Genomic DNA, 26,149 nt, shown 5'->3' on the forward strand with positions numbered 1-26,149 from the left:
AATTATTTTACGTTATGTATCTTTTTATTTTCACATAGACTATTTCGGGATCATCAACATTAATGATGTAATTTTTAAATTGAGAGATATCAAAATTAAAGCTAAATGGAGAAATGATAAAATTACCGATTTTTTCGGGATTATCGGAGTAAGGAATACCAAAAAACTTATATGGGAAAAAGGGGATACAGTTTTCTGGAAAAACACAGAAAATATGTCTGTTAAATAGAATAGCTTCATAAAGGGCGCTTGAATAAATAGAAAAAACTGATTCAGCCTTTTGAATTTCTTCTATTAGATTTTCAGTCAAAATTTTAAAATTTTCTATATTAAACTTTTTTAAAAGAATTTTATATACTTTTAAATCTTCGCGTTTTCGTGCCTTTAAAATAAGCTTAAGATCTTCTCTTTTTTTGCAAGCTAATTTAAAACCCTCTAAAAATCTTGAGAAAAGATATATAAGTTCATCTTCCACACCTACAAACTGCTGAGTTATAAAAAGAACTCTACCACTTTCACTTTCAAATTCTTTCTTTTTCTTAAAAACTTTTACATGTAATATTGAACCTACTACATCAAGTTTTTTTTCATCTACATCTCTTTCTAAGAATATTTTTTTAAACTCTTCACCCCAAAGAAAAACCTTATCACTTCTAATTGGGAAAAAACCAAGATCACCCATAGGAATCGATCCCTTTGTCCATACATGACCGTGCTGAAAACAGTAAAATTTTTTAAAAATTGATCTGAAAATTACCATTAACTTGCTTACTTCTTCAGAGGTCAAAAAATACTCATATCTTTTAAACTCTTTTTTAAAAAAGTTGAAATATGAAAAAAGGAAGGGAATTCTGTAAAAAAGATAATAACTTAAAATTCCGTAGTATTTTTGCCTTATTTTTTTAGGTAAGTTGTAAAAAAGTTTTTTGCATATTTTTCTTGAATCTAAGTAAATACTATAAGAATTCTTCAAAAAGAAAATGTATTTTGGGAAATAAAAAGATTCTCTGTTTTTCAAAAAGAGGCCAAATGAACTTGTAAAGTAAACAAAATCAAAATCCTTTAAGTAAACTAAGCTCAAAATTTTTGAAGACTTTCTTTTTCTAAGAAATAAAAAGATGGCAAAAAGTATCAGATTTCTTATAATTTTTAGAATGAGTTTATACTTAAGTAATTTTTCTCTTTTTTTAACTTTATCAAAAATATCCCTTATATTTTTGTCTTTCACTTTACTGTAAAAAATCTCATCTCTTATAAGTGGGAAGATTCTCCAGGCAAGAGAATAATATAAAAGATCAAAAACATTAACTCCCAGAAAATTTACGTTTAATTTTTTTCTAAAAATTTCTAAAAGATATTTTAAATCTTTTTCCGCTTCATAACTTTTTTTAAAAATGCATTCCATAAATTAAAAAATTATAGAGACAAAAGCTTGAAAAAAGAAATCTAATGTAGTATCATTTTATAATCAAAAGGTTCCAATCCTTTTTGAAATGAAGTAAGAAGATGAAGAGAAACGTAGGAACGATTGACAGATGGATAAGAATAATTTTAGGAATAGTAATATTGCTTATTGGACTTTTTTATAAGAGTTTATGGGGACTATTAGGTCTTATCCCTCTTATAACTGGAATTATCGGATTTTGCCCTCTTTACTTTCCCTTTAAAATATCAACATGCAGGATAAATAAAAGCAAAAAGAAATAGGGTTTTAGATATCAAAGGAATTTTCTTTTAAACTTTCTTTTCCTTTTTTGAAGAATTCTATAGCTACTTTAAGTAAGTTTCTTAGATTTTTTAATGGCCACTGAGTCGAGGCATCACACTTTGCATTTTCTGGATCTTCATGAACCTCTAAAAACAAAGCATCAACATATCCGGTTGCAAGAGCTGCCTTTATAAGTAAGGGAATAAAAGACCTGTCTCCTCCTCTTGGATCTTCAGAAGGAATACCGTAGTTCCTAACTGAGTGCCCAGCATCAAACACTACTGGAAAACCATTTTCACTTATAATTTTAAATGAACGAAAATCCACTATTAGATTGTGATAACCAAAAAAAGTACCTCTTTCAGTTATTAAGATATTACTATTGCCCTGTCTTTTTATCTTATTAATAATCTTTTTAACATCTTGAGGAGCTATAAATTGTCCCTTTTTTATATTTATGGGCTTACCTGTTCTAGCTAAAGCCAAAGTTAAAGAGGTTTGCATACAAAGAAAAGCGGGAAGCTGTAAGATATCAAGCACCTCCTTTACCATATCTACCTCTTGGGGAGTATGTACGTCAGAAAGAACTGGGACACCAACTTCTTTCTTAACTCTTTCTAAAATTTTTAAGCCTTTTTCAAGACCAGGCCCCTGATAAGAAAGTTCACTGGAGCGATTATCTTTTAAGTAAGAAGATTTAAAAATAAAATGAATGTTTAACTCATCTGCTAACTTTTTTATCTTTTCAGCAACTTTTAAAGTTGAGCTTTCGTCCTCAATTACACAGGGACCACCAATAAATATAAATTCATCTTTACCAAACTCAATTTCTCCAACTTTAACTTTATTTTTTTTAGACATCTTTAAATTGAACAGGAACAGGTTGAACAACAGGAGTTATTACCCTCTTTTTTTCCTTTACTCTCTTCTTTTTCCCTATTCTCTCTTTTTTTATTTTTTGCATAATCGGTAACGTAGAATCCAGAACCTTTAAAAACAAGTCCTACACTACCTCTCCAGAGCTTTCTTATGCTTTTTTCACCACATCGAGGACAGCTATCAGGCTCAGCCTCATATGGTAAAACAAGCTCCTCAAAAACGTTATTACATCTTTCACACATAAATTCAAAAATTGGCATTTTAACCCTCCTTTTTGTTTTCAATCTTCATCCTACTTAAAAAGGGGGATAGGGAGCTTTATGTTCCCCCTACCCCCTCGATACCCTATTATTAGTATTCGTCAACCGGTGGGGTATGAGGTAAAGAAGACTCTTTCTTTTCTTCTTTTACCTCTGTAACAAGAGCTTCAGTTGTTAAAAGCAGAGCTGCTACAGAAGCTGCATTTTGGAGAGCAATTCTTGTTACTTTAGTTGGATCAATTATACCAGCCTCATACATGTCCTTGAATTGTCCATCTCTTGCATCCATTCCTATATTACCACCTCTTCTTAGAATCTCCTCCACAATAAGTGTTCCCTCGTAACCTGCATTTTCAGCAATCCATCTTGCAGGCTCTCTCAAAGCTCTTTTAACAATTTGAACTCCAAGCTTTTGATCTCCCTCAACAGTTGCCTCAAGTTTTTCTAAAGCTGGAATACATCTCAGATAGGCAACACCTCCGCCTGGTACAATACCCTCTTCGACTGCTGCCTTTGTAGCATGCATTGCGTCCTCAACTCTTGCCTTCTTCTCCTTCATTTCAGTTTCGGTTGCTGCTCCAACATATATTATTGCTACACCACCTGCTAATTTTGCGAGTCTCTCTTGCAGTTTTTCTCTGTCGTAGTCGCTCTTAGTTTCTTCTATCTGCATCTTAATCTGTTTAATCCTTGCTTGGATATCTTCCTTTTTACCAGCTCCCTCAATTATTGTAGTGTTATCCTTATCAACTATAACTTTCTTTGCCCTTCCAAGATCATCTATTCTTGCGTTTTCAAGCTTAAGACCTTTTTCCTCTGAAATCACTTGACCACCTGTAAGTATAGCAATATCCTCAAGCATTGCCTTTCTTCTTTCACCATAGCCAGGAGCCTTAACAGCGCAAGAAAGTAGAGTGCCTCTTAATTTGTTCACAACTAAAGTTGCAAGGGCTTCTCCTTCAACCTCTTCAGCTATAACAAGCAAAGATCTGCCGCTCTGAGCTACCTTTTCCAAAATTGGCAGAATATCTTTTAAGGATGAAATCTTTTTATCATGAATTAAAATATAGGGATCCTCTAGGACACATTCCATCTTATCAGGATTAGTGACAAAATAGGGTGAAATGTAACCTCTATCAAACTGCATACCTTCAACAAATTCAACGTAAGTTTCAATTCCCTTGGCTTCTTCTACAGTAATAACTCCATCTTTTCCAACCTTTTCCATTGCATCAGCTATCGTTTTACCAATCTCCTCATCATTGTTAGCTGAAATAGTACCAACCTGTTCAATTTCTCTCCTGTCTCTAACTTCTTTTGAAAGTTTTTTAAGCTCGTTAACAACGGTATTAACAGCCTTTTCAATTCCCTTTCTGACCTCCATCGGATTTGCACCTGTAGCCATCATCTTTAGGCCTTCTTTAAAAATATATTCTGCAAGAATAGTAGCAGTTGTGGTTCCATCTCCAGCAACATCGCTTGTTTTAGATGCCACCTCTCTTACAAGCTGAGCTCCAATATTTTCAAAGGGATCTTTTAGTTCTATTTCTTTTGCAACTGTTACACCATCTTTTGTAACTTGAGGAGATCCGAACTTTTTCTCGAGGATTACATTTCTACCCTTTGGTCCTAAAGTTACCTTTACGGCCTTTGCAAGAATTTCAACACCTCTTAAAAGTTTTCTTCTTGCCTCTTCGTTATAGCGAATATCCTTTGCTGCCATTTTTTATCCTCCTTTTAGTCGTTCTTTTCGATTATGGCAAGTATATCGTCTTCTCTCATAATTAAATATTCTTCTCCCTGAATCTTAACTTCTGTGCCTGCATACTTAGAGAAAAGTACCCTATCTCCTACTTTTACTTCCATAGGTATTCTATTTCCATTATCATCTAATCTACCTGGTCCAACTGCTACAACTTCTCCTTTTTGGGGCTTTTCCTTAGCTGTATCAGGTATTATTATACCACCAGGTGATTTTTCCTCTTCTTCTTCTATTCTTTTAATTACAACTCTATCTGCAAGGGGTCTAACGGGAAATTTCGACTTTTTAGACATTATTTATACCTCCAAAGAAAATAAAGGGATTAGAACCCTCTCGTCTAGGAAAAGGCCGTTGAATTTGGGAATACCCGATAAGAATAGAGAGTTATATATTCGCATAGCGTTCGATTGACTTAACTTATAAATATATATATACTTTTAAAATTGGCTTTTTTCAATATGAAGAACTTATAATTTTAAAATGTTAAGGGGAGAGGTCCTTTACAATGAGCAGATCACCATACCTTTAAGGGAAAAGGACAAATTCAGGGAAAAAATAATGAGGATTTTAAAAAAAAACTTTGATTCTACCTTATCCCATCAACTTGTTTATGTAATAGACGAGATGGTTTCAAATATAGAGGAACATGGCTATAAGGGTAACAAGGGAGAAATTAAAATTAAAATTTTGAAGTTTAAAAAACACGTAAAAATTGAAATAATGGATAGGGGTGAAAAACCCCCATTAGATAGTGAAAATAAAATTGATTGGGAAAAAGTTATAAAAAAGGGAAGGGGGTTAGGTTTATACTCATTAAAGAAAATTGTAAACTCTTTAGAGTATAGCACGAAGGGATCTTGGAATGTTTATAAAATTAGAAAAAACATAAAATGAGAGCGGCCTATATAGAAAGTCACGGTGGACCTGAAGTCATAAGAGTTGGTGAAATTAATGAACCTGAAATTAAGGAAGGAGAGGTAAAAGTTAGAATTAAAGCCTGCGCTTTGAATCATCTTGATATATGGGTAAGAAAGGGATTACCAAATCTTAAAATTCAGTTCCCTCACATTTTAGGATCCGACATTGCTGGAGTTATCGAAGAAATAGGCGATGAAAATTTCCATTTTAAAAAAAATGATAAAGTTATTCTTTATCCAGCAACTTTTTGTGGAAATTGTGAAGAGTGTATCTCTGGGAGGGAGAATTTATGTAGAGAATATAAAATACTTGGAGAAAATGTAAGGGGAGGAAATGCGGAGTATATAGTTGTTAAAAAGGAACTTTTAATGCCCTATCCACCAGATCTTAGCTTTGAAGAGGCAGCAAGTTTACCTCTTACCCTTTTAACTGCCATGCAAATGGTAAAAAAAAGTAAAATTAAACCTTTTCAAACCTCTTTAGTTATGGCAGCTGGAAGTGGGGTCAGTGTGATGCTTATACAAATATTAAAAGCTTTGAATTGCTATGTAATAGCAGGTTCAAGTAGTGATGATAAGTTAAAAAAAGCCAAAGAGCTTGGAGCAGATGAGATAATTAAATACTCAGAAAAAGACTGGGAAAAGAAACTAAGGGGGAGAAAAATTGATGTTATATTTGATCATGTTGGGAAGGAATTTTTACCCAGCCTATTAAGGGTTTTAAAGTGGGGTGGAAAAATAGTAACTTGTGGAGCCACATCAGGCTTTGATGCTACTTTTGACCTTAGATACATTTTTTTTAAGCAGATAAGTTTAATAGGTTCAACTATGGGGGCAAGAAAACACCTTCTTGAGGGTTTAAAACTGGTAAATATGGGAAAAATAAGACCTGTTATCAATTGCGTTTTGCCACTTGAAAAGGTAAAAGAAGCCCATATACTTTTAGAGGAAAGAAGGGTTTTCGGTAAGGTTGTATTAAAAATTGATTAAATTTAATTTAATTACTTAAGGGAAATTCGAATCTTTTTTATACTTTTTTGATCTCTAGATATTACTTGAAATTTGTAATCATTAAATTCAAGAACTTCGTTTTCTTTTGGAAGGTCACCCTTAAGTTCTATTAAAAATCCGGCTAGAGTTTCATAACGACCCTTTGGAAAAATAATTCCATACAGCTCTTTTAAGTCATCAATTCTTGTTTTTCCATCTACTATAAGATCTTTTTCAAATTCATAAAATTCTCCAATTAACTCAGAGACAACATCCTCTATTGTAAAAAAGCCTTTTATATTTCCGTGCTCATCTACAACAATAGCAATAGGAATATTACTATTTTTCATCTCTCTAACTGCTCTTTCAAGTTTAGTATTTTCAGTAAAGAAAAGAATTTTTCTAATTTTAGAGGACAAATCATTTACATCTTGGCAATCTTTTATATCCTCTTTTTGAATATAACCAATTATATTATCTAGTTTATCTTTAAACACTGGAATTTTGTTGTATTCTAAATTTGAGCAGAGTTTTTTTGAGTATTCAAGGGGATCATCTATGTTTATTGCTACAAGTTCGGTTCGTGGTTTTAAGACTTCCACAACTTCTTTTTCGCTAAAGTAAAGAGAAGATTTTAAAGCTCTTGCTATTTCAGGAGGAATTATTCCCATCCTTTCCTTCTCTAAAATAAGCCATAAAAGCTCATCCCTTTTTGATTCTGACTCAACTTTTAAAAGCTTATGATAAATTTTTGTAAGTGTGTTTATAAAGGGAGAAAAAATGAAATAGAAAAAAAATATGATATGATGTCCATATTTTATAAATTGGAAGGGAAACTTTGAGGCAGCGTATTTGGGTAGAAATTCTCCAACTATTATAATAAGAAAAAAGGACCAGAAAGTTCCAGAGAAAACAGCCTTCCATAACGGAGAGGTTTTTGTGAAAAAACTAGTAAAAAGTATTGCAATAGAAGCATTTACCAGGTTATTAACAAGTAAAATAGTATTTAATATTTCTCTAGGTTTTCTTAGTAAAACTTTTCTTGCATACTTAGAAGAAGCCATAAAGATTTTGTCAATATCAAGTGAGACAAAGGCGGTCTCAAAACCTGAACATAAAAAAGAAAGAGAGATTAAAAAAGTAATAATTAGGGTAAAACTAAGTTCCATCAAAAAATTCTATAGAAAAACTACTATCTATTCTTGAAACTAATCCTTTTAAAATAGGCTTAGGACCAAACTCTACTCCACTTTTTGCTCCTGAGTTTATTAAACATAAGACAGAATCAATAAATAAAACAGGAGATAAAATTTGTTTTTTTAAATTTTCTTTGATCTCTAGTGGGTCATCGTGAGCTTTTCCTGTGCAATTTTGAATTACTTTTAAGATAGGTTTTTTGAACTCTTCTTTATCTATGTATTTTTCGAACTCTATAGCAGCCTCTTTCATCAAGGGTGAGTGAAAAGCAGCTGAAACATTAAGCTTTATAACTTTTTTATAACCTCTTTTTTTTGAAAGTTCTATAAATTTTTCGATACTTTCAACTGGTCCTGAAACAATGTACTGTTCTTGCGTATTATAATTTGCAATAACAAGGTTTTCATCTTTGATTTCATTTATTATTTCTTGAGTTTCTTCTTTTCCCATACCAAGAGCTACTGCCATTGTTCCTTTTGTCTTTTCACCTGCTTGATTCATAAGTAAACCTCTCATTTTAACTAATCTCAGAACACTTTCAAAGCTTAGAACTTCTGAAGCATAGAGAGCTCCAAATTCTCCAAGGGAGTGTCCCAAAGCATACTCTATACCTTCTAAACCATTTTTCTCCTTATATACTTCAAATTTTCCGATTCCAACAGTTAAAATTGCGGGCTGGGCGTTTTTTGTAAGTGTTAGCTCTTCTTCAGGCCCCTCAAACATAAGTTTTTTAAGAGGCATTTCAAGGATTTCCTCTGCCCTATCAACTATATTTTTAAAAGTACTACTTTTCTTATAGAGATCAAGTCCCATTGAAACAAACTGAGAACCTTGACCTGTAAAAAAGATTGACTTTACCATCTGATAAGTGCTGATCCCCAGGTAAACCCGGCTCCAAAGCTTACAAGTAAAAGGAGATGACCTCTTTTTAAAAGGCCCTTTTCTTCCATCTCTGATAAGGCTATAGGAATTGATGCTGCTGAGGTATTCCCGTATTTTTCAATATTAACATAAACTTTATGATTAGGTAATTTTAATCTTTCTCTTAGAGCTTCTATAATTCTAATGTTAGCTTGGTGAGGTACAAAAAAATCGATCTCTTCAGGTTTAATGTTATTTCTACTTAAAATTATGTCTACGGCCTCTTCCATTTTTAAAACAGCGTTTTTAAACACTTCTCTACCTTTCATTTTTATGAAGCATTCTCTTTTATAGTAAACTTCAGGGGAAAAGGGTTTTAGTGCTCCACCTGCGGGCATAATTAGAAGATCTTTTAGGGAACCATCGGATCCAAGATAGACATCTATGATTTTTTCGTCATCTTTTGAATTTCCGACTATAACAGCGCCTGCTCCGTCACCGAAAAGGACACAGGTTGTTCTATCTTCCCAATCAAGAAATCTTGAGAGTGTTTCAGCGCCGATTAATAGGATAATCTTTGCTTCTCCACTATTAATAAGACTCTTTGTAATTTTTAGGCCGTATATAAATCCCGGACAGGCGGCCCATATATCAAAGGCGAAGGCTCTTTTTGCTCCTATTTTATCTTGGGTGTGGCAGGCAGTTGATACTACGTAAGTGTCGGGGGTTGCAGTTGAGACAATTATAACGTCTATATCATCTGGGGACAAGTTAGCTCTTTTAAGGGCAAGAAGAGCTGCTTCTTTGGCAAGGTCGCTTGTTGCAATACCTGGTTCTGCTATTCTTCTTTCTTTTATTCCTGTTCTTTCGGTTATCCATTCATCGGAGGTTTCAACAATTTTTTCAAGGTCAAAATTAGATAAGATGTTTTTTGGCACATGGTGGGCTACAGAGATAATTTCACTTGCCATAGTTTTAATTATATATTAAAATAAATAAAAAGTAAAGGGGAGAGGGATTTTGAAAGACCCAGGGGACGGAAATTTGAGGATGTTGCAATAGCTCGATTGTATTTATTTTAGATCACCTCTCCCCTCTCTTTATAATTATAACAAAATTAATATAAAATTTCAATATAATTAAAATAATAGATAAATTGAGAAAATTTTTAATACTGATTTCGTCTACTGGTGCAGGGCACAAAATAGCAGGAATCTCTATTAAGGACATTTTAGAGGATCTTAGAGATGAAAGGCCCTTAATTGTGGATATCCTGAAAATATCTAAGTTTCCATATTCGATTTCTGATAAAATCTATTACTTTTTGGCAGATTATCCTAGTCTTTGGAAATCTTTCTTTTATATTACTAATAATGAAAGCTATGAAAAATTTTTAAGGTTCCAGAACTTTTTTCTTAGAGATGCAATAAGATCAATTATTAAAGAAGTAAGACCAAAGATTATTTTTTCTACCCATCCTTTTTATGTTCCTATACTTTATGAATTAAAGTGTAAATATAGGTTTGAGATTATTTCTGTTATAACTGATTTTGGTGAAATTCACAGGGCTTGGACTGTAGAGGGTTATGATTTGCTTTGGCTTCCTTCTGAATATTCAAAAATTGAGATTGAAAAAAAGGGACTTATAAAGGGAAACTTTGAGGTTTTAGGATATCCAGTAAGAAGGGGATTTAGAAAAATTAGTTCATTCAGTAATGATTATATTCTTGTGATGGGTGGAGGAAGGGGTGCAGGTCCAATTTTCCAAATTTTTAAGAAACTAAAAAATTTGAATTTTAAACAGATTTATGTGTGTGGAACTAATATAAAAATTAAAAAAAGGTTATTAGAAATAGGGGAGAAAGAGAAACTACATCAAATTGAGGTAATTGGGTATACTGAGAAGATATATGAACTTATAAGTAGGGCTATAGCTATAATTTCAAAGCCGGGTGGAAGTACGGTAGCAGAATGTAACTATCTTTTAAAACCTTTTGTCGCCATAGATCCACTTCCTGGCCAAGAGATGGGCAACACAAAATTTTTAGAAACAACTGGATCTGGAATACTTTTAGATAAATTAGAAAATATAAATGATATTGTGGAAGATATAGTAAACGGTAAAATAAAATTTGAGTTTAAGGAAAGGATCAGAGATTATGAGGAAAAACAGAAAAAATTTATAAAGTCTTTGTAATCATTTTGCATAAGATAAAAAGGAAAAGATAAAATTAGAATGTTACAGGGAGACTAAAATGTTAAGGGAGGGAGAAAAAGCACCGTATTTTAAATTAGTGGGAATTGATGAAAAGGGATTGGAAAGAGAAATTTCTATTGAAGAATTTAGGGGAAAAAAGGTTATTCTTTATTTTTATCCAAAAGATAATACTCCTGGTTGCACAAAAGAAGCCTGCTCCTTTAGAGATAATCTGGAAGAGATAAATAAAAAGGGCGCAGTGGTGGTAGGTGTAAGTAAAGATTCAATAAAATCGCATTTTAATTTTAAAAATAAATATAACTTAAATTTTTACTTACTTTCAGATCCAGATTGTAAGGTTGCGGAAGCCTATAAAGTGTGTTCTGAAAAGACTAGGGGAGGAAAAGTCAAAAAGGGAGTTGTAAGATCTACTTTTATAATAGATGAAGAGGGAATCATAAAAAAAGCCTTCTACAATGTGAAAGTAGAGGGACATGTAAAAGAAGTTTTGAAATATCTTTGATACTTGAAAGTTATCTAAAGAAATTTTGTTCACGTAAAGCCATTATCGAAGAAAAACCTATTAAGGGGCTTGACCTTATCATCACAGTTCCAGTGTATAACGAGGATATTAATAGTTTAGAGGTTTTAATTGAGTCCTTAATAAAAGCTTATAAAAAAGAATTTAAAATTGAGATAATTTTTTTAGTTAATGAGCCAGAAAATGCGTCAGAAATTTTAAGAAAAAAACACATAGAGATAGTAAGATTTTTAAACTTAAAAAAGAAAGAATTAGAAGAGGGAAATTTTAGAATATATAACATATACCTAGACAACATTCCGAGGAAAAAGTTTGGTATAGGAAATGCAAGGAAAGTTTTATGTGATGAAGCTATTTTTAGATATCATTATTTAGGAAATGAAAGGGGATTAATCGCCACACTTGATGCTGACTGTTTTGTTAAAGATAATTATTTTGAGGAAATTATTAAAACTTTTAAGACTTCAGAGTCTGAATTCTCGCATATTTATTTTGAACATCCCTTTGAAAGTTTAGATGATGAGAAATTAAAAGATGGGATAATCTACTATGAACTTTTTTTGAGATTTTACAAAAATTCACTTTTATATTCAGATTATCCTTTTGTATCGTACACAATTGGATCCTGTTTTGCATTCAGGGCTGATACTTACTCAAAATTTGGAGGATTTAAATCAAAAAGAAAAGCAGGTGAAGATTTTTATTTTGTGCAAAAAATTTTGCCGCATGTTAGATTTACTGATATAGTCAATACATGCGTTTATCCAAGGGCGCGAATTTCAGAGAGAGTTCCCTTTGGAACAGGTAAAGCTTTAAAGGATTATGTTGAAGGTAAAGAAAAATTCTACTACTCAATACCATTAGATCCCTTTAAGGAACTTAAAAATTTAAAATATTTTGTTATAGGTGAAAAATCGCTTAAAGAACTTCATCCCCTTTTAAGAGAGTTTCTTATAAAAGAAAGAGTTGAAAGAGAAATAAAAAATATAAAGGCAAGAACAAAGAGTAAGAAAGTTTATGTTAGGAACTTTTACTTATGGTTTAATTTGCTAAAGGTTTTCAGATTTATAAGGTTTTTTATGCAGAGGGAGAACAAAAAGACTACGCTTGAGGAGAGTGTGAGAAATTTAATAAAAGAGTTAGGGGAAGACCAAAGTCGAAATTATTCGGCTTGTGATCTTCTTTTTTATTTAAGGAATTATGATAGAAATAATTTTAAAAGAGACGTCTACTTGTTTGAAGAATTTTACAGGAAATGGATGAAGGTTTAGTTCTTTCTGTTTTAGCTACTTTTTTGTGGTCAACGGTTGCTACCGCGTTTAAACTTACTCTAAGATACCTAACTTTTAGGGAAATGCTTTTTTATTCTTCCTTAACATCTTTTTTAATTTTATTTTTGATTCATCTTTTTACGTCTAGGAAGAGAAAGAAAAGTCTATTTAGAATATCAAAAGGTGAAATTTTAAGTTCAGTAATCTTGGGATTTTTAAATCCTTATCTTTACTATCTTATTCTTTTTAAGGCTTACTCACTTCTTAGAGCCCAAATTGCTCAACCTTTAAACTATACATGGCCAATACTTTTAACTTTTATTTCATCTTTTTTCTTAAAAACTAAAGTTAGTTTTAAAAATATTTTGGCACTTTTTATAAGTTTTTTAGGAGTAATAGTTATTGCTACTCAGGGAGAATTTAAAACTATAAAAGTTGAAAGTGAACTTGGGGTATTTTTAGCTCTTTTTAGCTCTCTAATATTTGCTTTGTATTGGGTTTTAAACTTAAAGGATAAAAGAAGTGAAGTAGAAAAATTAACGATGAATTTCTTTTTCGGTTTTTTATATATTTTTTTAACACAGATTTTTACCGATTCTATAAGAATTCCTTCTTTAAAGGGTCTTATTGGCTCTATTTACATAGGCTTATTCGAGATGGGTATAACATATTTAATCTGGTTATACGCTTTAAAAAAGTCAAAAAATATCGCCCTCGTTTCTAATTTAATATACCTTTCTCCTTTTATCTCACTTTTTTTGATAAGTTTAATTTTAAAAGAAAAAATTATGTCAAGCTCAATAATTGGACTTATAGTTATTATTTCAGGAATTCTTTTAAACAGACTTTAATTTTCTTTTAATAGAGCTTTCTATACCTAACTCTTTCCTTAGCTTACAAACTTCTCTTCTTGTTATTTCAATCCCTTTTTTATCTTTTATGATTTCTCTTATTTGACTATCAGATAGGGGTGAACCTTGAGCTTCTTTTTCAATTAGATCTTTTATGAAACTTTTAAGTTCTTCTCTGTCAACTATATCCCCTTTTTTAGTTCTAAGTCCCTTAGGAAAGAAGAACCTCAGTTCAAATATACCTCTTGGAGTTGCCACATATTTACCTGTTATTATTCTATTCAAAGTTGAAACAGAAATATTAAGTTTCCTGGCAGCTTCACTTTGAGAAATAGGCTTTAGTTTACCCTCAGAACTTGTAATAAATTCTTTTTGATAATTAGCTATAAAATTTAAAACCTCTTCAATTTTTCTTTTTCTTTCATTTAAAAGTTCAAAAAAAGCCCTTGCCTTATTTACATAATCCCTGATAAACTTTTTAACACTAAGTGGGGTATCCTCTCTTTCAAGTAACCTGAGATAACACCTATTTAAACGTATCTGGGGTATCAATCCTCTTATTTCTTCAACGACGAGATCACCATTTCTTATTTTTATGGCATATTCTGGAATGACGTACTCTGGACTTTCCTCAGAGTAAATACTTCCGGGTTTAAAGTTTAGTTTCCCTATTAATATAAGTGCTTCCTCAATTTCTTCTGGTTTTTTATTTAAAATTTTTAAAAGCTCTTCTTTAGACTCTTTAAGTTTATCAAAGTGGTTTTTAACTATATGATAGGCAAGAGTATTTTCCATTTTTCTTACTTCAAGTTGAGCAAGTAGAGCCTCTCTTAAATCAACTGCAGCTACACCAACAGGATCAAGCTGAAGCAATCTTTTTCTAACCTTTTCAACCTCTTCAACACTAACATTAAGTATTTTTGCAATTTCTTTGATATCAACCTCTAAGTAACCGTCTTTGTTTATAAAATCAATTAACTTTAGGGCTAAATCTTTTTCTTTTCTATCCTTAAATGCGTATTCTATTTGATAGACCAATCTTTCATAAAGTGAGGGGCCCTTCGAAGGAATTAGGGAAAAGAAATCTTCTTCTTCCTCCATTTCCTTACTTTCATTATATTCAGGTTCAGAAAAAACTTGAAAAAATTCCCTTAACTCAAAGTCGTCCCTTTCGCTTTCTACCTCAGATAACACTTTTTCTTTCTTTTCTAAGATAAAATTTTTCTCTAGTTCATTATTTAGATATTCTTTCAACTCTAGAAGATTTAAAGAATAGAGTTTCGCAAGTTGAACAAGACGAGGCAAAAGAACAGGTTTTAAAGTTATTTCCTGCTTAATTTTAATTTTTTCTTTCATAGCTTAAACTTTTCTCCCAAATAAACTTTCCTAACAAGTTCATTTTTAACAAGTTCTTCTGATTTACCTGAAATTAAGACCTTACCTTCATATATTATATAAGCTCTGTCAGTTATTTCAAGTGTCTCTCTTACGTTATGATCGGTTATTAAAACACCTATTTGTTCATTTTTGAGAGATAAAATTATAAACTGTATTTCTTCTCTTGTTTTTGGATCTATTCCTGTAAAGGGTTCATCAAGTAAAAGGAATTTCGGTTCAAGTACTAAGGCTCTTGCTACTTCTAATCGTCTTCTCTCTCCTCCCGAGAGCATATAGGCTTTAGAGTTTTTTAGGTGAAAGATTCCCATCTTTTTTAAAACTTCCTCTGTTTTTTGGTAGGCTAATTTATTATCGTATCCTCTCATTTGAAGAATTCCGTATATATTATCAAAGACCGACAGTTTTTTAAAAACTGAGGGTTCCTGTGGTAGATAGGATATACCCATTCTTGCTCTTTTATACATGGGAAAATCTGTTATATCTATGTCTTCTATGAAGACTTTACCGCTGTTTGGTTTTATTACACCAGAGATCATATAAAAGGTAGTGGTTTTTCCGGCTCCATTAGGTCCTAAAAGTCCGACAATTTCTCCCCTTTTTAACTCTATTGAGACGTTATCAACTACTTTTCTTTTTTTATAGATCTTAACAAGTCCTACTGTTCTTAAAGTCATCTTTTTAAAATACCTTCAACGTTTTTAAAAGCTGCTACTTTTTCTATTCTCAGTGAATCATCAAGAAAAATTTCGAGATAATCAGATAAAAGGGAAAGCGTGTCTTTTTTTTCTATAACGGATTTTAAAAGGCTTTTTCTTTCTGAAATTATTTTACTTAACTTTTTATCTTTTAAAAGAATTTTAATGAGGTTACCTTCAAGAAAGGAGTCGTGCGTTTTTATTGAGGGTCTCTGGCCAAATAGAAGTATTTCATCATCTTTCCAAACTAAAGTATCACATTCGGCAAAGAAATCCTTTGATTTAATCTCTACATCTTTTGTAACATAGAAACTTTTATCAAAGATGATAAGATTTTTTCCGGTTATTTCTATTGTGTTTTCTTTTTCTTCTATATTTATTTGAATAAGCGAATCGACTTTACCGTATTTTTTCCCTGTGAGATAAACCATTCCTATGCCTTCTATTTTTAAATTTTTTAACTTATTTTTTATAAGTACTTTCTTATCAGTAAAGGCTGAATCTTTTTTGCTACTATAAAAAATTTTTTCTGATTCAATTAATAAAGTGTCATTTTCTATTTTTACACTATTTTCTAAAATTGCATACTCTTTAACAGGGCTATAAAAAGCTTTATTACAAAATATGTTTAGATTTTTTGAAAGAATCTTAATGTCTTTGAAGATATAGAGAGAATCAACGCTTTTACTTTCAAAAATTATAGCAGAGTCAGCCAGTGTTTCAAAGTTTTCTTTTTTAAAAGTTAAATTGCCCCTAGCGTGTATTATTCTTACATTATCTTTAATTTCGATAAATACTTCATCAGCTGAATAGTCCATTGAAGAAAAGATAATAAAAAGTAAAAGAGTCATCGGGATATGCCTTTAACTTTTCCGAGGATTTTAATCTTTTTGAAGGGTTTTTTGCTTTCAAAACCTTCACCTTTTATGAGTTTACCTTTTTGAAAGAGTTCACACGGTGAATTACTTTTTATAATTCCTTTCTCGTAATCATAGATAATTTCCTTTGCCCAAAGGGTGTCTCCCTCTGAATTCCAAATTTTAACGTTATCTTCAAGTATTAAAATTCCCTCTTTTTCCCTGTAAATTGCAAAATTAGATTTTATTAACAAAGTTTTTAAACCTTTGTTATACACAACAATTTCAACATCCTTAGCCCTAATTACGTTCTCTTTTGTTATTATATCCTCAGAGTAAAGTTCAAAGGTTTTTTCTTTTTCTTTATACTCAACAATTTTGACTTTTTTGGTTTCCTCCAGATTTTCGACTAGTTTTATTTCTTTAACTTTTTTTTCTTCACAATATAAAAGGAAAATAGCAAGAAAAGTTATTAAAATCTTTGATGTATGAGTATCCATTGCCAAGGTTTTTCTCTTATCCATTCTTCAAATTTGTTATATATACATTGTAGGTCATAATTCAAATTATAGCTCAAATTGAAGTTTTCAATGTAAATATGATCTTTATCTTTTAGGTTTAGGGTTCTCATTAATAAAACCTCAGGTTTTAGTTTATAAGCAATTTCCAGTGGACCTATTGGAGCCTCGACTTTTTTACCAAAAAAATTAACAAAGCTCCTTTTTCCACCTTGCTTTTGATCCATCAAAATTCCAGCTGCATAGCCTTTTTTAAGTCTTTTTATCAAAGCATAGGCGTTTTCCGGATGAAAAACTTCTATATTGAATTTTTTTCTTATATTGTTAATAAAATTGTTTATAGAGTCTGTATAGACTTTTGAAGCTATTACACAGACTTTAAGACCCTTAAGAGAAAAGTAAATTGGGATAATTTCCCAAAATCCAAAGTGGAGCGTAAAGACAAATACTCCCCTTTTTTTATCCATTTTATCAATTAAAATCTGGAGATTTGAAACCTCTACATTATTTACTATTTCATCTTCACTTTTTTTCCTTAACTTTATGAATCTAAGAGCACAATAGGTCATAAAGCAGAAATTCTTCCACAAAATTTTCTTTTTAAAATTTAGAATTTCTAGATTCTTAAGTCCAATTTTTCTAAATTTTGAGAGAAAAAAATAAAAAAAGAGAGCTAAAGCCTTATAGAATTTAATGGGATAATAATAGAAGAACTTAACGAGTGAAAGAATCGAAAAGGAGATAACTACTCTTTTTACCCTCTTATAAAGTTTTTTCAAATTACATTTGCTTTCATAAGGTCATGTAGATGAATTACTCCTATTGGTCTATTTTCTTTATCTACTACTATGAGAGCTGTTATTTTATACTCTTCCATTTTTCTAGCCGCAGCATAGGCTAAAGCATCAGGCCCAATAATTTTTGGATTAGTTGTCATAACTTCATAAGCCTTATAAGTAAAAATTTTTTCCCAACTTTTTTCTAACAATCTCCTTAAATCCCCATCAGTTATAACTCCTACAACTTTACCGTTATCATCAACGACACTAGTTATTCCTCTTTTTTGAGTCATTTCGATTATCACATCTTTCATAGGTGAGTCTTTATGAACTATAGGTACATCTTTACCCTTTACCATCATGTCTCTTACTTTTAACCAGAACCTTTTTCCTATTACTCCTCCTGGGTGCAGGGCGGCTAAGTCCTCTGCCTTAAAGTTTTTTTGCTCCATAACAACAATAGCGAGTGCATCTCCCACGGCAAGAAAAACTGTTGTACTTACAGTGGGAGCAATATCATAGGGACAAGCTTCTTTGTCAATAGGGACATGTAATACAACATCTGAATTTTTTGCAAGATCTGATTCTTTATTAGCTGTTAACGAAATAATAGGTATATTTTTTCTTTTAAAAAAGAGGAATAGAACTTGTAACTCTTCAGTTTGTCCGCTTTTTGATATAAAAAAGGCGGTGTCTGTTTCAGAGACAACTCCAAGATCTCCGTGTAATGACTCTGAGGGGTGAAGATACATTGCTGGTGTTCCTGTAGAAGTGAAGGTAGCTGCAATTTTCTTTGCGACTATTCCTGATTTTCCAAGACCTGTAACAATTAGCTTTCCCTTTGTGCTCAGGATGAGTTCAACAGCTCTAACAAACTCGCTATCCAACATATTAATTATTTTCCTTATCCCTTCAGATTCCAGTTTCAATACGTCTTTCGCTCTTTCAATTATTTTTTCTTTATCCATAATTTTTTTATTAAATTAAAAAACTTTTTTATTAAAAAAATAGATATTTAAAATTTTATATAAAGAGCCTTCTTTTTTCAAAATACTTTGGTACAATGAAAATCTATCTATGTTCAGTTCAATTTCAAGGGGTTCTAATTCTGGTATGCTTTCGGGATGCCTTAGTCTTGCAAGAGTAATGTGAGGATGGTATTCTCTATCTTCTCTTTTAAAGTTAAGCTTTGAAACCTTATTTTCGAGAACTTCAAATACTTTGGCTATTTCCCTTTTCTCTTTTAAATCTAAGAAAAAAACTCTTGCTTTCTTTTTATTAGGAAACCCTGAAAAACCGTTAGTGTGGACTACGAAACTATTAAACAGAAGACTTATTTCCTCGCCAATTTTATCAAGATCTTTTACTAGTTTCTCTTCTACTTCACCAAGAAATTTTAGAGTAATATGATAATTTTCTTTTGGAACCCACTTATAGTCTCTTTTAAAAACGTTGTGTTTTTTTAAATACTCAAAAATTTTATTTTTTTTGTCTTCTTCTATAGGAATACCAAAAAAGAGTCTTAGTTTACTCAAAATTCTTCTTCCTCTTCCTCCTCATCGTAATCGTAGTATTCCTCTTCCTCTTCATCTTCGAGAACAGTGCTTTCGTATTCTGAGTCGTTGATATATTCTTCTTCTTCTGAAAATTCATAACCGCACTCAAGGCAATAAAAATACCCCTTCTCTATTTCTTCAATTTTTGTTGAGCCACACTCAGGACAAATCATTTTTTCCTCTCCTCTTTAGACAAAAGGGGCGTTGAACCCGTTTTTAAGATTTTAATTTTATCTTTTGAAAATGAAAAGTGCAAGTAGAGATAAAAAAATAAGTTGTCCTAAAAGAGTAGTAAAAATCCCAGCGTAGTGGAGGGCGGAACCGAACCTAAAGATAATTTCGTGCTCTCCCTCAGGCACTAGAGTACCTATTAAGGTGTAATTTACAGGAAATACTGTGCCTTTTTTATTATCAATAAACACGTTCCATACATCGTGATAATTCATTGAAAATACTAAAATTGCCCTTTGATTTACTTTTATTCTAATTTTATAGTATCCGGGTTTTTTATCAAGAATTTTTAGCTCTTCAATCTGTGGAAAAGTTCTTCCAAAATTTTTTAGTTCATCATTCAAAAACTTTTTTTCAACTATTACAAGAGTATCGAAAAGACTTTCTTTTAAGGTCAGTTTTAATGCCTCATCTTCATTATTTGCTACATAAACTTTCCCTCTTACAAAAAATCTACCGAAATCGCTCTTATTTTCAAAAACATAGTATTTATTTCCCTTTAGAACAAGATCCATACCCTGTGTGTAATCGGAGAGAAACTTAACAATTTTTCTTATGTTACCGGTAACTTGTAGTGTATCCATGGGAAAAGCTGGAAAAATCAAATATCTTACATTTAAGAGATTCAATAAATTTCTATTTTTTATTAAATTTTGGGGGTTAAACATAACTGATTGACCTGCACCGATAAAGTCCTGGTATCTTTGAATTGGACTAGCTACATATCCTCCCACATCTTCAATCCCGTAAATTGATAAAATTCCGTCATTATCATGTTCATAAAGACCAGGAAAATAAAAAACTCTAAATTCACCTTCTCTTTTTTTGAGAAAGTCTATCACTTCGTCGCTTTTTAGGAAATCTTTAATATCAATAGACTTTAAAAAGTTGGGTTTTAAAAAAATGAGAGCTTCGAAAACTGTAACAAGTGGAAACAAAAGGAAAAGAAACTCTCTCTTTAATTTAATTTTCAATAGAAAAAAGGAAAAGTAGACGAGAATTATTTCAAAAATTAAAAGGATAAGGTTATTTCTGAAAAGTGGAATTACCCTATCAAGGGCAAACAGTTTCTCGTTGAGTTCTCTTTGACTTTCTGCGATTTTTTGTACGATAGCTCTAAGAAAATCCTTGATTGGCGATAAAAATAAAATTAAAAAAATGAAGAAAAAGAAAAAGATCACAAGTATTGTTTTTACTTTTTTATCCTCAGAGTTTTCAAAAAAGTAAGTAAGACCAAAAGCTGATAGAACAACAAGGCAAAAGGTGGTTAGGAAAAATATGTTTGAGGGTCCCCTAAATTTACTTATACCAGGTAGAATATAATAAAAAATCTTGTGTGTTATAAAATACTTACCCCAGGCAAAAGTGAGAGTTATTAGGAAAATAATAAAGAAAAACAGAACAGTTTTTTTATTTTTGGAAAAGAAGGAAAGTATAAAAAATATGAAGGGGAAAAGCCCTATATAGTAATGGTTGAGTCTAAAAAAGTTAGGGCCCCAGTAGGTATCAAAGAAACCTGCAAAGTAGATAAATATTATATCAAGGGTTTCAAGTGGAAAAAGGGGCCAACTTGCAGAATATTCATACCCTCTTTCAATACCCCTTGCTACAAATTTGAGACTTTTTAAAAGGGGTAAAAAATAAACTGAAAAAAGCATCAAGGTAAGTGAAAGTCCAAGTGCTGCATAAAAAGTTAACTTTATTTTTTCTTTTACACTGTAAGGATTTGAAAATAGGAGGAAAAAGAAGAAGGGAATATAAATAAAAAAGGAGAAGTAGTTAAATTGGAAGTGTCCGCCGAGGAATTGCCATCCGGCAAAAAAGCCTGCAATAATGAAAAAGAAAAGCTTCCTTTTATTAACACCTAAAAGGAGAAATAGGAGAACATAGGGTAAAAGAGAGGAACTTACGAGTCTGTTTAGATGTCCTGCTGAAGTATTTGTTATTAGGGCACCTGAAAATAGATAAAAAACACCAGCGACAAAGGCAAAGAGTGGTTTAATATTTAATTCCCTGAGAAAAAGGTAAGTTCCAAATCCTGCGAGGGTTGAGTAAATAAAAAAGCTAAGGTTAAAGTGGATGTGAGTAGGTAAAAAGAGTCTTAAAAGTCCGGTTGGTGTGAAGATATCCATCCAGAATTCCTCAAGGAGTGGATATCCTAGTCTTTCGCTTGGGTACCAAAGGGGTAGGTAAAGTTTTTTTAGCCAAAAGGAGAGCCATTCTCTTGAGGCGTAGCCTCCGAGTAGGTAATCAGAACCAGCCATCAGTTTGAGTGTTAAAAGGGGGTCAAAAAAGTAGATAAGCGATAGGATTGAGTATAGAATAAGGGTTTTGATTTTAGATTCGAAGATGTTTAGGGAGTTTTTCATTTTAGGGGGAGTGGGCGGGGCAGGATTTGAACCTACGGCCTTCGGCTTGTAAAGCCGACGCTCTCACCAGGCTGAGCTACCCGCCCCCCTGTTTTAAATCAAAAATTTTCACCTCTTCTATCACTTATATCCACAATGACATTCTAACTTATAGGGTATATGAATTTCAAATATCCATAAAAGTTTATTACACCTTTAAATCGGTGATATTCAGATAATTGACCGCTTTTTTATGTAAAAAATCGAATTTTTAACTTTAAATCTTTAAAATTGGTTGAATCAATTTTGTTTAAGGGGTTTTATCTTTGACACAAGATTTAATTGGGTAAAATTGAGTGAGCTATTTGAGGTGGTGTCAAATTAAGATTGAAAGTAATTGAGAAAAAGTGTTTTTTCAAATAATGATGACAAACCTAGGTTAACCTCTATAAATGCTTGCAAAAGGCATCTTTTTAATCCTAAATCTTTAAAACCTTAAATCTCCTTCTTATTCCATTAACTTTAGTATCTATAAAATAAGTGCCCTTTTTAAGATTATTTATTTTCAGCCTATGAGTACCCGGTTCTAAATTTTTATTTATGATCCTCATCTTTCTCCCAGAAACATCATAAATATTCAAACAAATCTCTGATTTTTTACTTAAAATAAATTCAATTATTTTAATTAAATCAATCGGTTTTCCTTTTTCTCCTTGAATAGTTAGTAGAATTTCTTTTCTAGGTACCCAAATTGGCTCAAAATATACTTTTCCTTTTGAAGGATCATCATAAAAATCATAAATTAAAAGCGATATCGAATCTACATCTTGTGTTCCCCAAAAGTTTTTCTGTGCTTCTATATCAAACCTTGTGTTGTTATAAAGATTATAACTTGAATTGTAACATATATAATTATGTCCATTCTTTAATTTAGGCTTTGAATTTTCACTTACATATATTCCTATTCCGTTGTTCATTTATATAAAACACCAATTTCATTTTCTTTTACATTTGTCTCTTTTATATGACCCTTGCCTTTTAAAAGATAAATCCCTGTATCACATAAAGAAATCACTGAAGTTCCCAAGTCAAGTTCCCTACCCTTAAAATACACTCCATAATTTGAATTTGAAATCTCCAAGTCCTTTAACTTTAATTTCTTATCTCTTAAAAACTCTACCCCTTTGTTGGAATATTCAATCCTTGTATTCCTAAAGTATATGTTACTTTTTTCATCAAAAACTTGATTCATAATTTCATCTCTTTTTTTTCTTTAAATACTATTCCATAAAAATCCCCCTTTTCTTTTATAAAACCATCAGAGGTAAATGTAGTTTTTCCCTCACCTTCTATCTTTAAATCACCATAAATAATTAATTCTGCCTTACTTGTATCATTACCCTGTCTTAAAATATCAAAGTTCTTTGCAAAAATTATCTCAGCAGGTGGAATTATTTTTAACTTAACACTTTCAGGAATTATTATATCACCAGAAATAAGAAATTTACCCTTTACTATTAAATCTCTATCAATCCTTCCTGCTCTATAAAAATATTTGAAATCAACCTTACCTAAAGCTGGGTTCTCATTATCATCATAAATCTTTGAATCTATTAACGTTGAATCTTGATAATCCCATAAATTTCCCTGTGCATAAATAGTATCATAGGAAAAATTATAAATTGACCAGACACTCCCTAAAATATGGTTCATTCCATCGTCAATCGTATCATTATTTTCGAGATTACCAAGGTTTAACTTTAATCCAACAGATTTTAGAGGCACAAAAATCATTATATTAGAAGAGTCCGAGTTTTTTAATTTATTTCTCTTAAATACAGAATTTATATGTGAAACATGTCCTCCGTGAAAAGAAAGTGCGTAGAAATTAGATTCGAATTCATATCCTGAAACTTTTATATCATATAAAGCGTACAAAGGAGAATTCCCATATCTTCCTATTCTTATTCCGACACAATTTTTTATAAAATAACAATTTGTAACGTTTATACGTGAAGTACCAGAGTGATATCTATGTGCCAAAGAAAGTCCTGCAAACCCCTACAGGTGGTGAAAATATAACTTTATATTCTCTTTTACCAAACAACATAGGAATTTTCCGTGTTACTATTAAACTCTGTCTTTCATCAAGAATACTTATTTTCAAAGAATCTAAATCTTGTGAAGTATAGTGAATTGTAAAAATAACTGAATATAAAGAGTCACAGTTCGGTTTAAAACTTTGAATAACTCTATTTGAAATAACAGAATCTGAAATATGTGTAACATTGTATACAGGAGTATAAAATACTAAGTTGTAAAAAAATTAAGAGTTTCATTTTAGCCCCTCCATTTCTATTTTATCAATATCTTTTTTGTTATTTTTTTCTTTATCTATTTCCAGAGTTAAAAAGTAAATTTCTGAGGTAGGGGCTTGCCATAGAAATTCACCCTTTTAAAATACCCTCTCTAAAAACATTTAAAATCCTTACTGATTTATCCGAAATGTAAATTCTTCCATACTGCGAAAAGGGTAGCTCATACAAAATTTTCACCTTATATCTTGATAGAGTTTTAAAATCCAAATAAATAGCTGATTTTTCTTTAAATCTCTCCTCTATTTTAAGCTCTTGAAGTTTAAAAATTAAAAGTGGAGCAGGCTGCCAGATAAACGTTAGAGAATAATAATAGGCAGAATCCACAAAAATTCTCCAACTACTCCAACCTGAATTTGTTCTTGCTATTTCAGGGGGATTTATAGGATCAATAGAAAGATCTTTTACCATTTCCCGTTCAAAATTTGTGAAAAGTAAAGTATCCCTTATTTTCAATGCGTATCCATCAAAAACAAGCAAGTTAGCTCTTTTTAAATCTGCTGGATCTGAAATATCTACTATCCAAAGCCCAGAATCTGAACCACAATAGGCATAATTTGAATATACATCTAAACTAACTAATGAACTATGCGAAAAAGGATCATACTTAGGTACTCCGATAGAATCAAGAAATATGGGATTTGATGGATTAGTCACATCAAATGAATTAAGATAGGCATAGAAGGGCTCGTTTGTTACATAAAGTATACCATTATAAAATCTCAAAAGGACACAACTTTTTCTGACCCCGGAGTGAGAAACTAAAAAAGGTGATTGAGGATTTTTTCTATCAGTTAAATCTAAAAAATTATCCCTCCTGTAGTATCAAAAGGAGAACCATGTGCAGTAAGATATGCCTTATTTCCAACAACCGCTATATCTGTTAGTACTCTATTTCCAGGATAAAAAGAACCCACATAAACAAGTGTATCTCTCCCATATAAACTTACTAAGCCTATTAAAATTACCCCTAATTTTTTCATTTTTCTCCTCATTTTAAAGAATTATCTGTTAAAAAAATCTTTTTTCAAGTTTTTACAATTCAATTTTTTGTGTGAAAAGAGGCCAAATTTGTTTCAAAGGGTAAAAAGTGGCATCGGGTTAAAAATGAAAGTGATCCAAAAAAGTGGTCTTTAAATCACTATGACAAATGTAGGTTATGATCTAGTAAGATTTGAGGTTTGCTCTACGGTCATTAGGAGTGGTCCTTTTAACTTCATTATTCAAGGGCGAGTTTTCTTTCTTTTTGGTCAAAGTGTGATGCTACAAATATACCTATGATCTCTATATCTTTTTCTCTTTCTCTGACAACATCTATTGCTTCTTTAAACTCTATTATATCCTTCTCTTTGGCTTTTGGGTGCACATCAATGTAAAATAGATACTCTTTATAATCCTTTTCGCCCCTTATTAGCAAGTTTGCATATTTTGAGGTTCCGGGAATTTTTAACACTTCTTCTACATATAAACTCTAATTTTTTAAACCCTAAAAGCTTCAAAAAAGTCTACAAAGCTTTAAAGGCAGCTCCTCCTGCAAACTCATCAGGTAAAGTAGAAAACATACTAGCAACACTCCTTAAAACCTCCCTTGTCTTTTCCCCTTCTTCCCTTATGTGACTTTTCTTGTCTTTTCCCCTCCTCCCTTATAACTCCACATAACGCCTCCCTTGTTTTCCTCTTCTCCTCCTTTATATCACTTATAGTTTCACATAGCGCCTTTCCTATTTTTTCTCCCCCTTCCCTAATTTCTTTAAGTTCCTCAACTATTTTTTTAATAATTCTATCGCTTGCGGATCTTTGAATATGCCACTTGTTTCTTTCATATTATTATCATACTTTTTGTAAAGTTCTATTGCAAGTTTTTAGGCACAAGCACTACCTTTATCCCTTTGCTCTAGTAAAACATCTTTATCCTCCTCTTCCCCTTTTGAAACCAACATAACTATGATTTAAACTAA

Annotated in this window: 30 protein-coding genes and 1 tRNA gene; 7 read left to right on the forward strand and 24 right to left on the reverse strand. The window is 31.5% G+C overall.

What is annotated here, in order from left to right:
• Nucleotides 1-7 precede the first annotated feature (7 nt).
• On the reverse strand, nucleotides 8-1,405 hold the full coding sequence (locus ABDH49_01560) for a hypothetical protein (protein ID MEN3045664.1): 1,398 nt from the start codon (nucleotides 1,403-1,405) through the stop codon (nucleotides 8-10).
• 101 nt (nucleotides 1,406-1,506) lie between these two features.
• Here ABDH49_01560 and ABDH49_01565 point away from each other — a divergent pair, with 101 nt between their 5' ends.
• Nucleotides 1,507-1,707, forward strand: coding sequence for a DUF2892 domain-containing protein (locus ABDH49_01565; GenBank protein ID MEN3045665.1), 201 nt, complete (start codon nucleotides 1,507-1,509; stop codon nucleotides 1,705-1,707).
• Nucleotides 1,708-1,711: 4 nt separating this feature from the next.
• On the opposite strand, the gene kdsA is transcribed toward ABDH49_01565, so the two are convergent.
• The 4 genes from kdsA to groES all read right to left on the reverse strand — a co-directional run bounded on the left by kdsA (nucleotide 1,712) and on the right by groES (nucleotide 4,902).
• On the reverse strand, nucleotides 1,712-2,569 hold the full coding sequence (gene kdsA / locus ABDH49_01570; protein MEN3045666.1) for a 3-deoxy-8-phosphooctulonate synthase: 858 nt from the start codon (nucleotides 2,567-2,569) through the stop codon (nucleotides 1,712-1,714).
• 2 nt (nucleotides 2,570-2,571) lie between these two features.
• Nucleotides 2,572-2,847, reverse strand: coding sequence for a zinc ribbon domain-containing protein (locus ABDH49_01575; protein ID MEN3045667.1), 276 nt, complete (start codon nucleotides 2,845-2,847; stop codon nucleotides 2,572-2,574).
• A gap of 91 nt (nucleotides 2,848-2,938) precedes the next feature.
• Nucleotides 2,939-4,570, reverse strand: coding sequence for a chaperonin GroEL (gene groL / locus ABDH49_01580; protein MEN3045668.1), 1,632 nt, complete (start codon nucleotides 4,568-4,570; stop codon nucleotides 2,939-2,941).
• 14 nt (nucleotides 4,571-4,584) lie between these two features.
• Nucleotides 4,585-4,902, reverse strand: a complete 318-nt coding sequence (gene groES / locus ABDH49_01585; GenBank protein ID MEN3045669.1) for a co-chaperone GroES — start codon at nucleotides 4,900-4,902, stop codon at nucleotides 4,585-4,587.
• Nucleotides 4,903-5,167: 265 nt separating this feature from the next.
• Between groES and ABDH49_01590 the strand changes: the two genes are divergently transcribed.
• A complete protein-coding gene (locus tag ABDH49_01590; GenBank protein MEN3045670.1) occupies nucleotides 5,168-5,503 on the forward strand; it encodes an ATP-binding protein in 336 nt (111 codons plus the stop codon).
• Nucleotides 5,500-6,516 (forward strand): alcohol dehydrogenase catalytic domain-containing protein, encoded by a 1,017-nt coding sequence (locus ABDH49_01595; protein MEN3045671.1) that lies wholly within the window; start codon nucleotides 5,500-5,502, stop codon nucleotides 6,514-6,516. The genes ABDH49_01590 and ABDH49_01595 overlap by 4 nt, the downstream gene beginning before the upstream one ends.
• Nucleotides 6,517-6,527: 11 nt before the next feature.
• Here the strand turns inward: ABDH49_01595 and ABDH49_01600 are convergent, their stop codons facing one another.
• Genes ABDH49_01600 through ABDH49_01610 form a run of 3 tightly spaced genes read right to left on the reverse strand, consistent with a single transcriptional unit; the run spans nucleotide 6,528 to nucleotide 9,557 of the window.
• Complete coding sequence (locus tag ABDH49_01600) at nucleotides 6,528-7,685, reverse strand: hemolysin family protein (protein ID MEN3045672.1); 1,158 nt, start codon at nucleotides 7,683-7,685, stop codon at nucleotides 6,528-6,530.
• The gene (gene fabD / locus ABDH49_01605) at nucleotides 7,675-8,574 is read right to left on the reverse strand and encodes an ACP S-malonyltransferase (protein ID MEN3045673.1); all 900 of its coding nucleotides are present in this window, start codon (nucleotides 8,572-8,574) and stop codon (nucleotides 7,675-7,677) included. The genes ABDH49_01600 and fabD overlap by 11 nt, the downstream gene beginning before the upstream one ends.
• Entirely contained in the window at nucleotides 8,568-9,557 is a 990-nt protein-coding gene (locus ABDH49_01610) for a beta-ketoacyl-ACP synthase III (GenBank protein MEN3045674.1), read from the reverse strand. Before ABDH49_01610 ends, fabD begins: the two co-directional genes overlap by 7 nt.
• A 173-nt stretch (nucleotides 9,558-9,730) precedes the next feature.
• On the opposite strand from ABDH49_01610, the gene ABDH49_01615 reads away from it, so the two are divergent.
• The 4 genes from ABDH49_01615 to ABDH49_01630 are packed head-to-tail and all read left to right on the forward strand — an operon-like array spanning nucleotide 9,731 to nucleotide 13,434.
• Complete coding sequence (locus tag ABDH49_01615) at nucleotides 9,731-10,771, forward strand: glycosyltransferase (protein ID MEN3045675.1); 1,041 nt, start codon at nucleotides 9,731-9,733, stop codon at nucleotides 10,769-10,771.
• Nucleotides 10,772-10,829: 58 nt separating this feature from the next.
• Complete coding sequence (gene bcp / locus ABDH49_01620; protein MEN3045676.1) at nucleotides 10,830-11,294, forward strand: thioredoxin-dependent thiol peroxidase; 465 nt, start codon at nucleotides 10,830-10,832, stop codon at nucleotides 11,292-11,294.
• A complete protein-coding gene (locus tag ABDH49_01625; GenBank protein ID MEN3045677.1) occupies nucleotides 11,291-12,583 on the forward strand; it encodes a hypothetical protein in 1,293 nt (430 codons plus the stop codon). The genes bcp and ABDH49_01625 overlap by 4 nt, the downstream gene beginning before the upstream one ends.
• Nucleotides 12,568-13,434 carry a DMT family transporter gene (locus ABDH49_01630; protein ID MEN3045678.1) on the forward strand — a complete coding sequence of 289 codons (867 nt, stop codon included), beginning with the start codon at nucleotides 12,568-12,570 and terminating at the stop codon, nucleotides 13,432-13,434. Before ABDH49_01625 ends, ABDH49_01630 begins: the two co-directional genes overlap by 16 nt.
• On the opposite strand, the gene rpoN is transcribed toward ABDH49_01630, so the two are convergent.
• The 16 genes from rpoN to ABDH49_01710 all read right to left on the reverse strand — a co-directional run bounded on the left by rpoN (nucleotide 13,420) and on the right by ABDH49_01710 (nucleotide 25,644).
• Nucleotides 13,420-14,790, reverse strand: a complete 1,371-nt coding sequence (rpoN, locus tag ABDH49_01635; protein MEN3045679.1) for an RNA polymerase factor sigma-54 — start codon at nucleotides 14,788-14,790, stop codon at nucleotides 13,420-13,422. The genes ABDH49_01630 and rpoN overlap by 15 nt on opposite strands.
• Nucleotides 14,787-15,506, reverse strand: a complete 720-nt coding sequence (gene lptB / locus ABDH49_01640; protein MEN3045680.1) for an LPS export ABC transporter ATP-binding protein — start codon at nucleotides 15,504-15,506, stop codon at nucleotides 14,787-14,789. The genes rpoN and lptB overlap by 4 nt, the downstream gene beginning before the upstream one ends.
• On the reverse strand, nucleotides 15,503-16,378 hold the full coding sequence (locus tag ABDH49_01645) for an OstA-like protein (GenBank protein MEN3045681.1): 876 nt from the start codon (nucleotides 16,376-16,378) through the stop codon (nucleotides 15,503-15,505). The genes lptB and ABDH49_01645 overlap by 4 nt, the downstream gene beginning before the upstream one ends.
• Nucleotides 16,375-16,908 carry an LPS export ABC transporter periplasmic protein LptC gene (gene lptC, locus ABDH49_01650; GenBank protein ID MEN3045682.1) on the reverse strand — a complete coding sequence of 178 codons (534 nt, stop codon included), beginning with the start codon at nucleotides 16,906-16,908 and terminating at the stop codon, nucleotides 16,375-16,377. The genes ABDH49_01645 and lptC overlap by 4 nt, the downstream gene beginning before the upstream one ends.
• Nucleotides 16,857-17,681 carry a lysophospholipid acyltransferase family protein gene (locus tag ABDH49_01655; protein ID MEN3045683.1) on the reverse strand — a complete coding sequence of 275 codons (825 nt, stop codon included), beginning with the start codon at nucleotides 17,679-17,681 and terminating at the stop codon, nucleotides 16,857-16,859. Before ABDH49_01655 ends, lptC begins: the two co-directional genes overlap by 52 nt.
• Nucleotides 17,678-18,649, reverse strand: coding sequence for a KpsF/GutQ family sugar-phosphate isomerase (locus ABDH49_01660; protein MEN3045684.1), 972 nt, complete (start codon nucleotides 18,647-18,649; stop codon nucleotides 17,678-17,680). The genes ABDH49_01655 and ABDH49_01660 overlap by 4 nt, the downstream gene beginning before the upstream one ends.
• Nucleotides 18,650-18,664: 15 nt before the next feature.
• The gene (thpR, locus tag ABDH49_01665; protein ID MEN3045685.1) at nucleotides 18,665-19,216 is read right to left on the reverse strand and encodes an RNA 2',3'-cyclic phosphodiesterase; all 552 of its coding nucleotides are present in this window, start codon (nucleotides 19,214-19,216) and stop codon (nucleotides 18,665-18,667) included.
• Nucleotides 19,213-19,410 (reverse strand): hypothetical protein, encoded by a 198-nt coding sequence (locus ABDH49_01670; protein MEN3045686.1) that lies wholly within the window; start codon nucleotides 19,408-19,410, stop codon nucleotides 19,213-19,215. Before ABDH49_01670 ends, thpR begins: the two co-directional genes overlap by 4 nt.
• 57 nt (nucleotides 19,411-19,467) lie before the next feature.
• Nucleotides 19,468-21,837, reverse strand: coding sequence for a YfhO family protein (locus tag ABDH49_01675; GenBank protein MEN3045687.1), 2,370 nt, complete (start codon nucleotides 21,835-21,837; stop codon nucleotides 19,468-19,470).
• Between the two features lie 11 nt (nucleotides 21,838-21,848).
• Nucleotides 21,849-21,923 (reverse strand) — tRNA-Val (locus ABDH49_01680).
• Between the two features lie 372 nt (nucleotides 21,924-22,295).
• On the reverse strand, nucleotides 22,296-22,793 hold the full coding sequence (locus ABDH49_01685; protein MEN3045688.1) for a T9SS type A sorting domain-containing protein: 498 nt from the start codon (nucleotides 22,791-22,793) through the stop codon (nucleotides 22,296-22,298).
• Nucleotides 22,790-23,068, reverse strand: a complete 279-nt coding sequence (locus ABDH49_01690; protein MEN3045689.1) for a hypothetical protein — start codon at nucleotides 23,066-23,068, stop codon at nucleotides 22,790-22,792. The genes ABDH49_01685 and ABDH49_01690 overlap by 4 nt, the downstream gene beginning before the upstream one ends.
• Nucleotides 23,065-23,859: a hypothetical protein gene (locus ABDH49_01695; protein MEN3045690.1), complete on the reverse strand. Its 795-nt coding sequence runs from the start codon at nucleotides 23,857-23,859 to the stop codon at nucleotides 23,065-23,067. Before ABDH49_01695 ends, ABDH49_01690 begins: the two co-directional genes overlap by 4 nt.
• 404 nt (nucleotides 23,860-24,263) lie before the next feature.
• Complete coding sequence (locus ABDH49_01700) at nucleotides 24,264-24,917, reverse strand: hypothetical protein (GenBank protein ID MEN3045691.1); 654 nt, start codon at nucleotides 24,915-24,917, stop codon at nucleotides 24,264-24,266.
• A gap of 74 nt (nucleotides 24,918-24,991) precedes the next feature.
• The gene (locus tag ABDH49_01705; protein MEN3045692.1) at nucleotides 24,992-25,174 is read right to left on the reverse strand and encodes a hypothetical protein; all 183 of its coding nucleotides are present in this window, start codon (nucleotides 25,172-25,174) and stop codon (nucleotides 24,992-24,994) included.
• Between the two features lie 236 nt (nucleotides 25,175-25,410).
• A complete protein-coding gene (locus ABDH49_01710; protein MEN3045693.1) occupies nucleotides 25,411-25,644 on the reverse strand; it encodes a hypothetical protein in 234 nt (77 codons plus the stop codon).
• Nucleotides 25,645-26,149 lie beyond the last annotated feature (505 nt).

The organism is Candidatus Hydrothermales bacterium (genome assembly GCA_039630235.1).
GTDB lineage: Bacteria > Hydrothermota > Hydrothermia > Hydrothermales > JAJRUZ01 > JBCNVI01.

Bases quoted from the DNA above. Each gene is read 5' to 3' on its own strand.
- lptC (MEN3045682.1), bottom strand. From the start codon at position 16,908: ATGGATAAGAGAAAAACCTTGGCAATGGATACTCATACATCAAAGATT.
- lptB (MEN3045680.1), bottom strand. From the start codon at position 15,506: ATGACTTTAAGAACAGTAGGACTTGTTAAGATCTATAAAAAAAGAAAA.
- kdsA (MEN3045666.1), bottom strand. From the start codon at position 2,569: ATGTCTAAAAAAAATAAAGTTAAAGTTGGAGAAATTGAGTTTGGTAAA.
- ABDH49_01660 (MEN3045684.1), bottom strand. From the start codon at position 18,649: ATGGATAAAGAAAAAATAATTGAAAGAGCGAAAGACGTATTGAAACTG.
- groL (MEN3045668.1), bottom strand. From the start codon at position 4,570: ATGGCAGCAAAGGATATTCGCTATAACGAAGAGGCAAGAAGAAAACTT.
- ABDH49_01670 (MEN3045686.1), bottom strand. From the start codon at position 19,410: ATGATTTGTCCTGAGTGTGGCTCAACAAAAATTGAAGAAATAGAGAAG.
- ABDH49_01690 (MEN3045689.1), bottom strand. From the start codon at position 23,068: ATGAATCAAGTTTTTGATGAAAAAAGTAACATATACTTTAGGAATACA.
- ABDH49_01675 (MEN3045687.1), bottom strand. From the start codon at position 21,837: ATGAAAAACTCCCTAAACATCTTCGAATCTAAAATCAAAACCCTTATT.
- ABDH49_01630 (MEN3045678.1), top strand. From the start codon at position 12,568: ATGGATGAAGGTTTAGTTCTTTCTGTTTTAGCTACTTTTTTGTGGTCA.
- fabD (MEN3045673.1), bottom strand. From the start codon at position 8,574: ATGGTAAAGTCAATCTTTTTTACAGGTCAAGGTTCTCAGTTTGTTTCA.
- bcp (MEN3045676.1), top strand. From the start codon at position 10,830: ATGTTAAGGGAGGGAGAAAAAGCACCGTATTTTAAATTAGTGGGAATT.
- ABDH49_01645 (MEN3045681.1), bottom strand. From the start codon at position 16,378: ATGACTCTTTTACTTTTTATTATCTTTTCTTCAATGGACTATTCAGCT.
- ABDH49_01685 (MEN3045688.1), bottom strand. From the start codon at position 22,793: ATGAACAACGGAATAGGAATATATGTAAGTGAAAATTCAAAGCCTAAA.
- ABDH49_01560 (MEN3045664.1), bottom strand. From the start codon at position 1,405: ATGGAATGCATTTTTAAAAAAAGTTATGAAGCGGAAAAAGATTTAAAA.
- ABDH49_01590 (MEN3045670.1), top strand. From the start codon at position 5,168: ATGAGGATTTTAAAAAAAAACTTTGATTCTACCTTATCCCATCAACTT.
- ABDH49_01600 (MEN3045672.1), bottom strand. From the start codon at position 7,685: ATGGAACTTAGTTTTACCCTAATTATTACTTTTTTAATCTCTCTTTCT.
- ABDH49_01575 (MEN3045667.1), bottom strand. From the start codon at position 2,847: ATGCCAATTTTTGAATTTATGTGTGAAAGATGTAATAACGTTTTTGAG.
- rpoN (MEN3045679.1), bottom strand. From the start codon at position 14,790: ATGAAAGAAAAAATTAAAATTAAGCAGGAAATAACTTTAAAACCTGTT.
- ABDH49_01595 (MEN3045671.1), top strand. From the start codon at position 5,500: ATGAGAGCGGCCTATATAGAAAGTCACGGTGGACCTGAAGTCATAAGA.
- ABDH49_01565 (MEN3045665.1), top strand. From the start codon at position 1,507: ATGAAGAGAAACGTAGGAACGATTGACAGATGGATAAGAATAATTTTA.
- ABDH49_01705 (MEN3045692.1), bottom strand. From the start codon at position 25,174: ATGAAAAAATTAGGGGTAATTTTAATAGGCTTAGTAAGTTTATATGGG.
- groES (MEN3045669.1), bottom strand. From the start codon at position 4,902: ATGTCTAAAAAGTCGAAATTTCCCGTTAGACCCCTTGCAGATAGAGTT.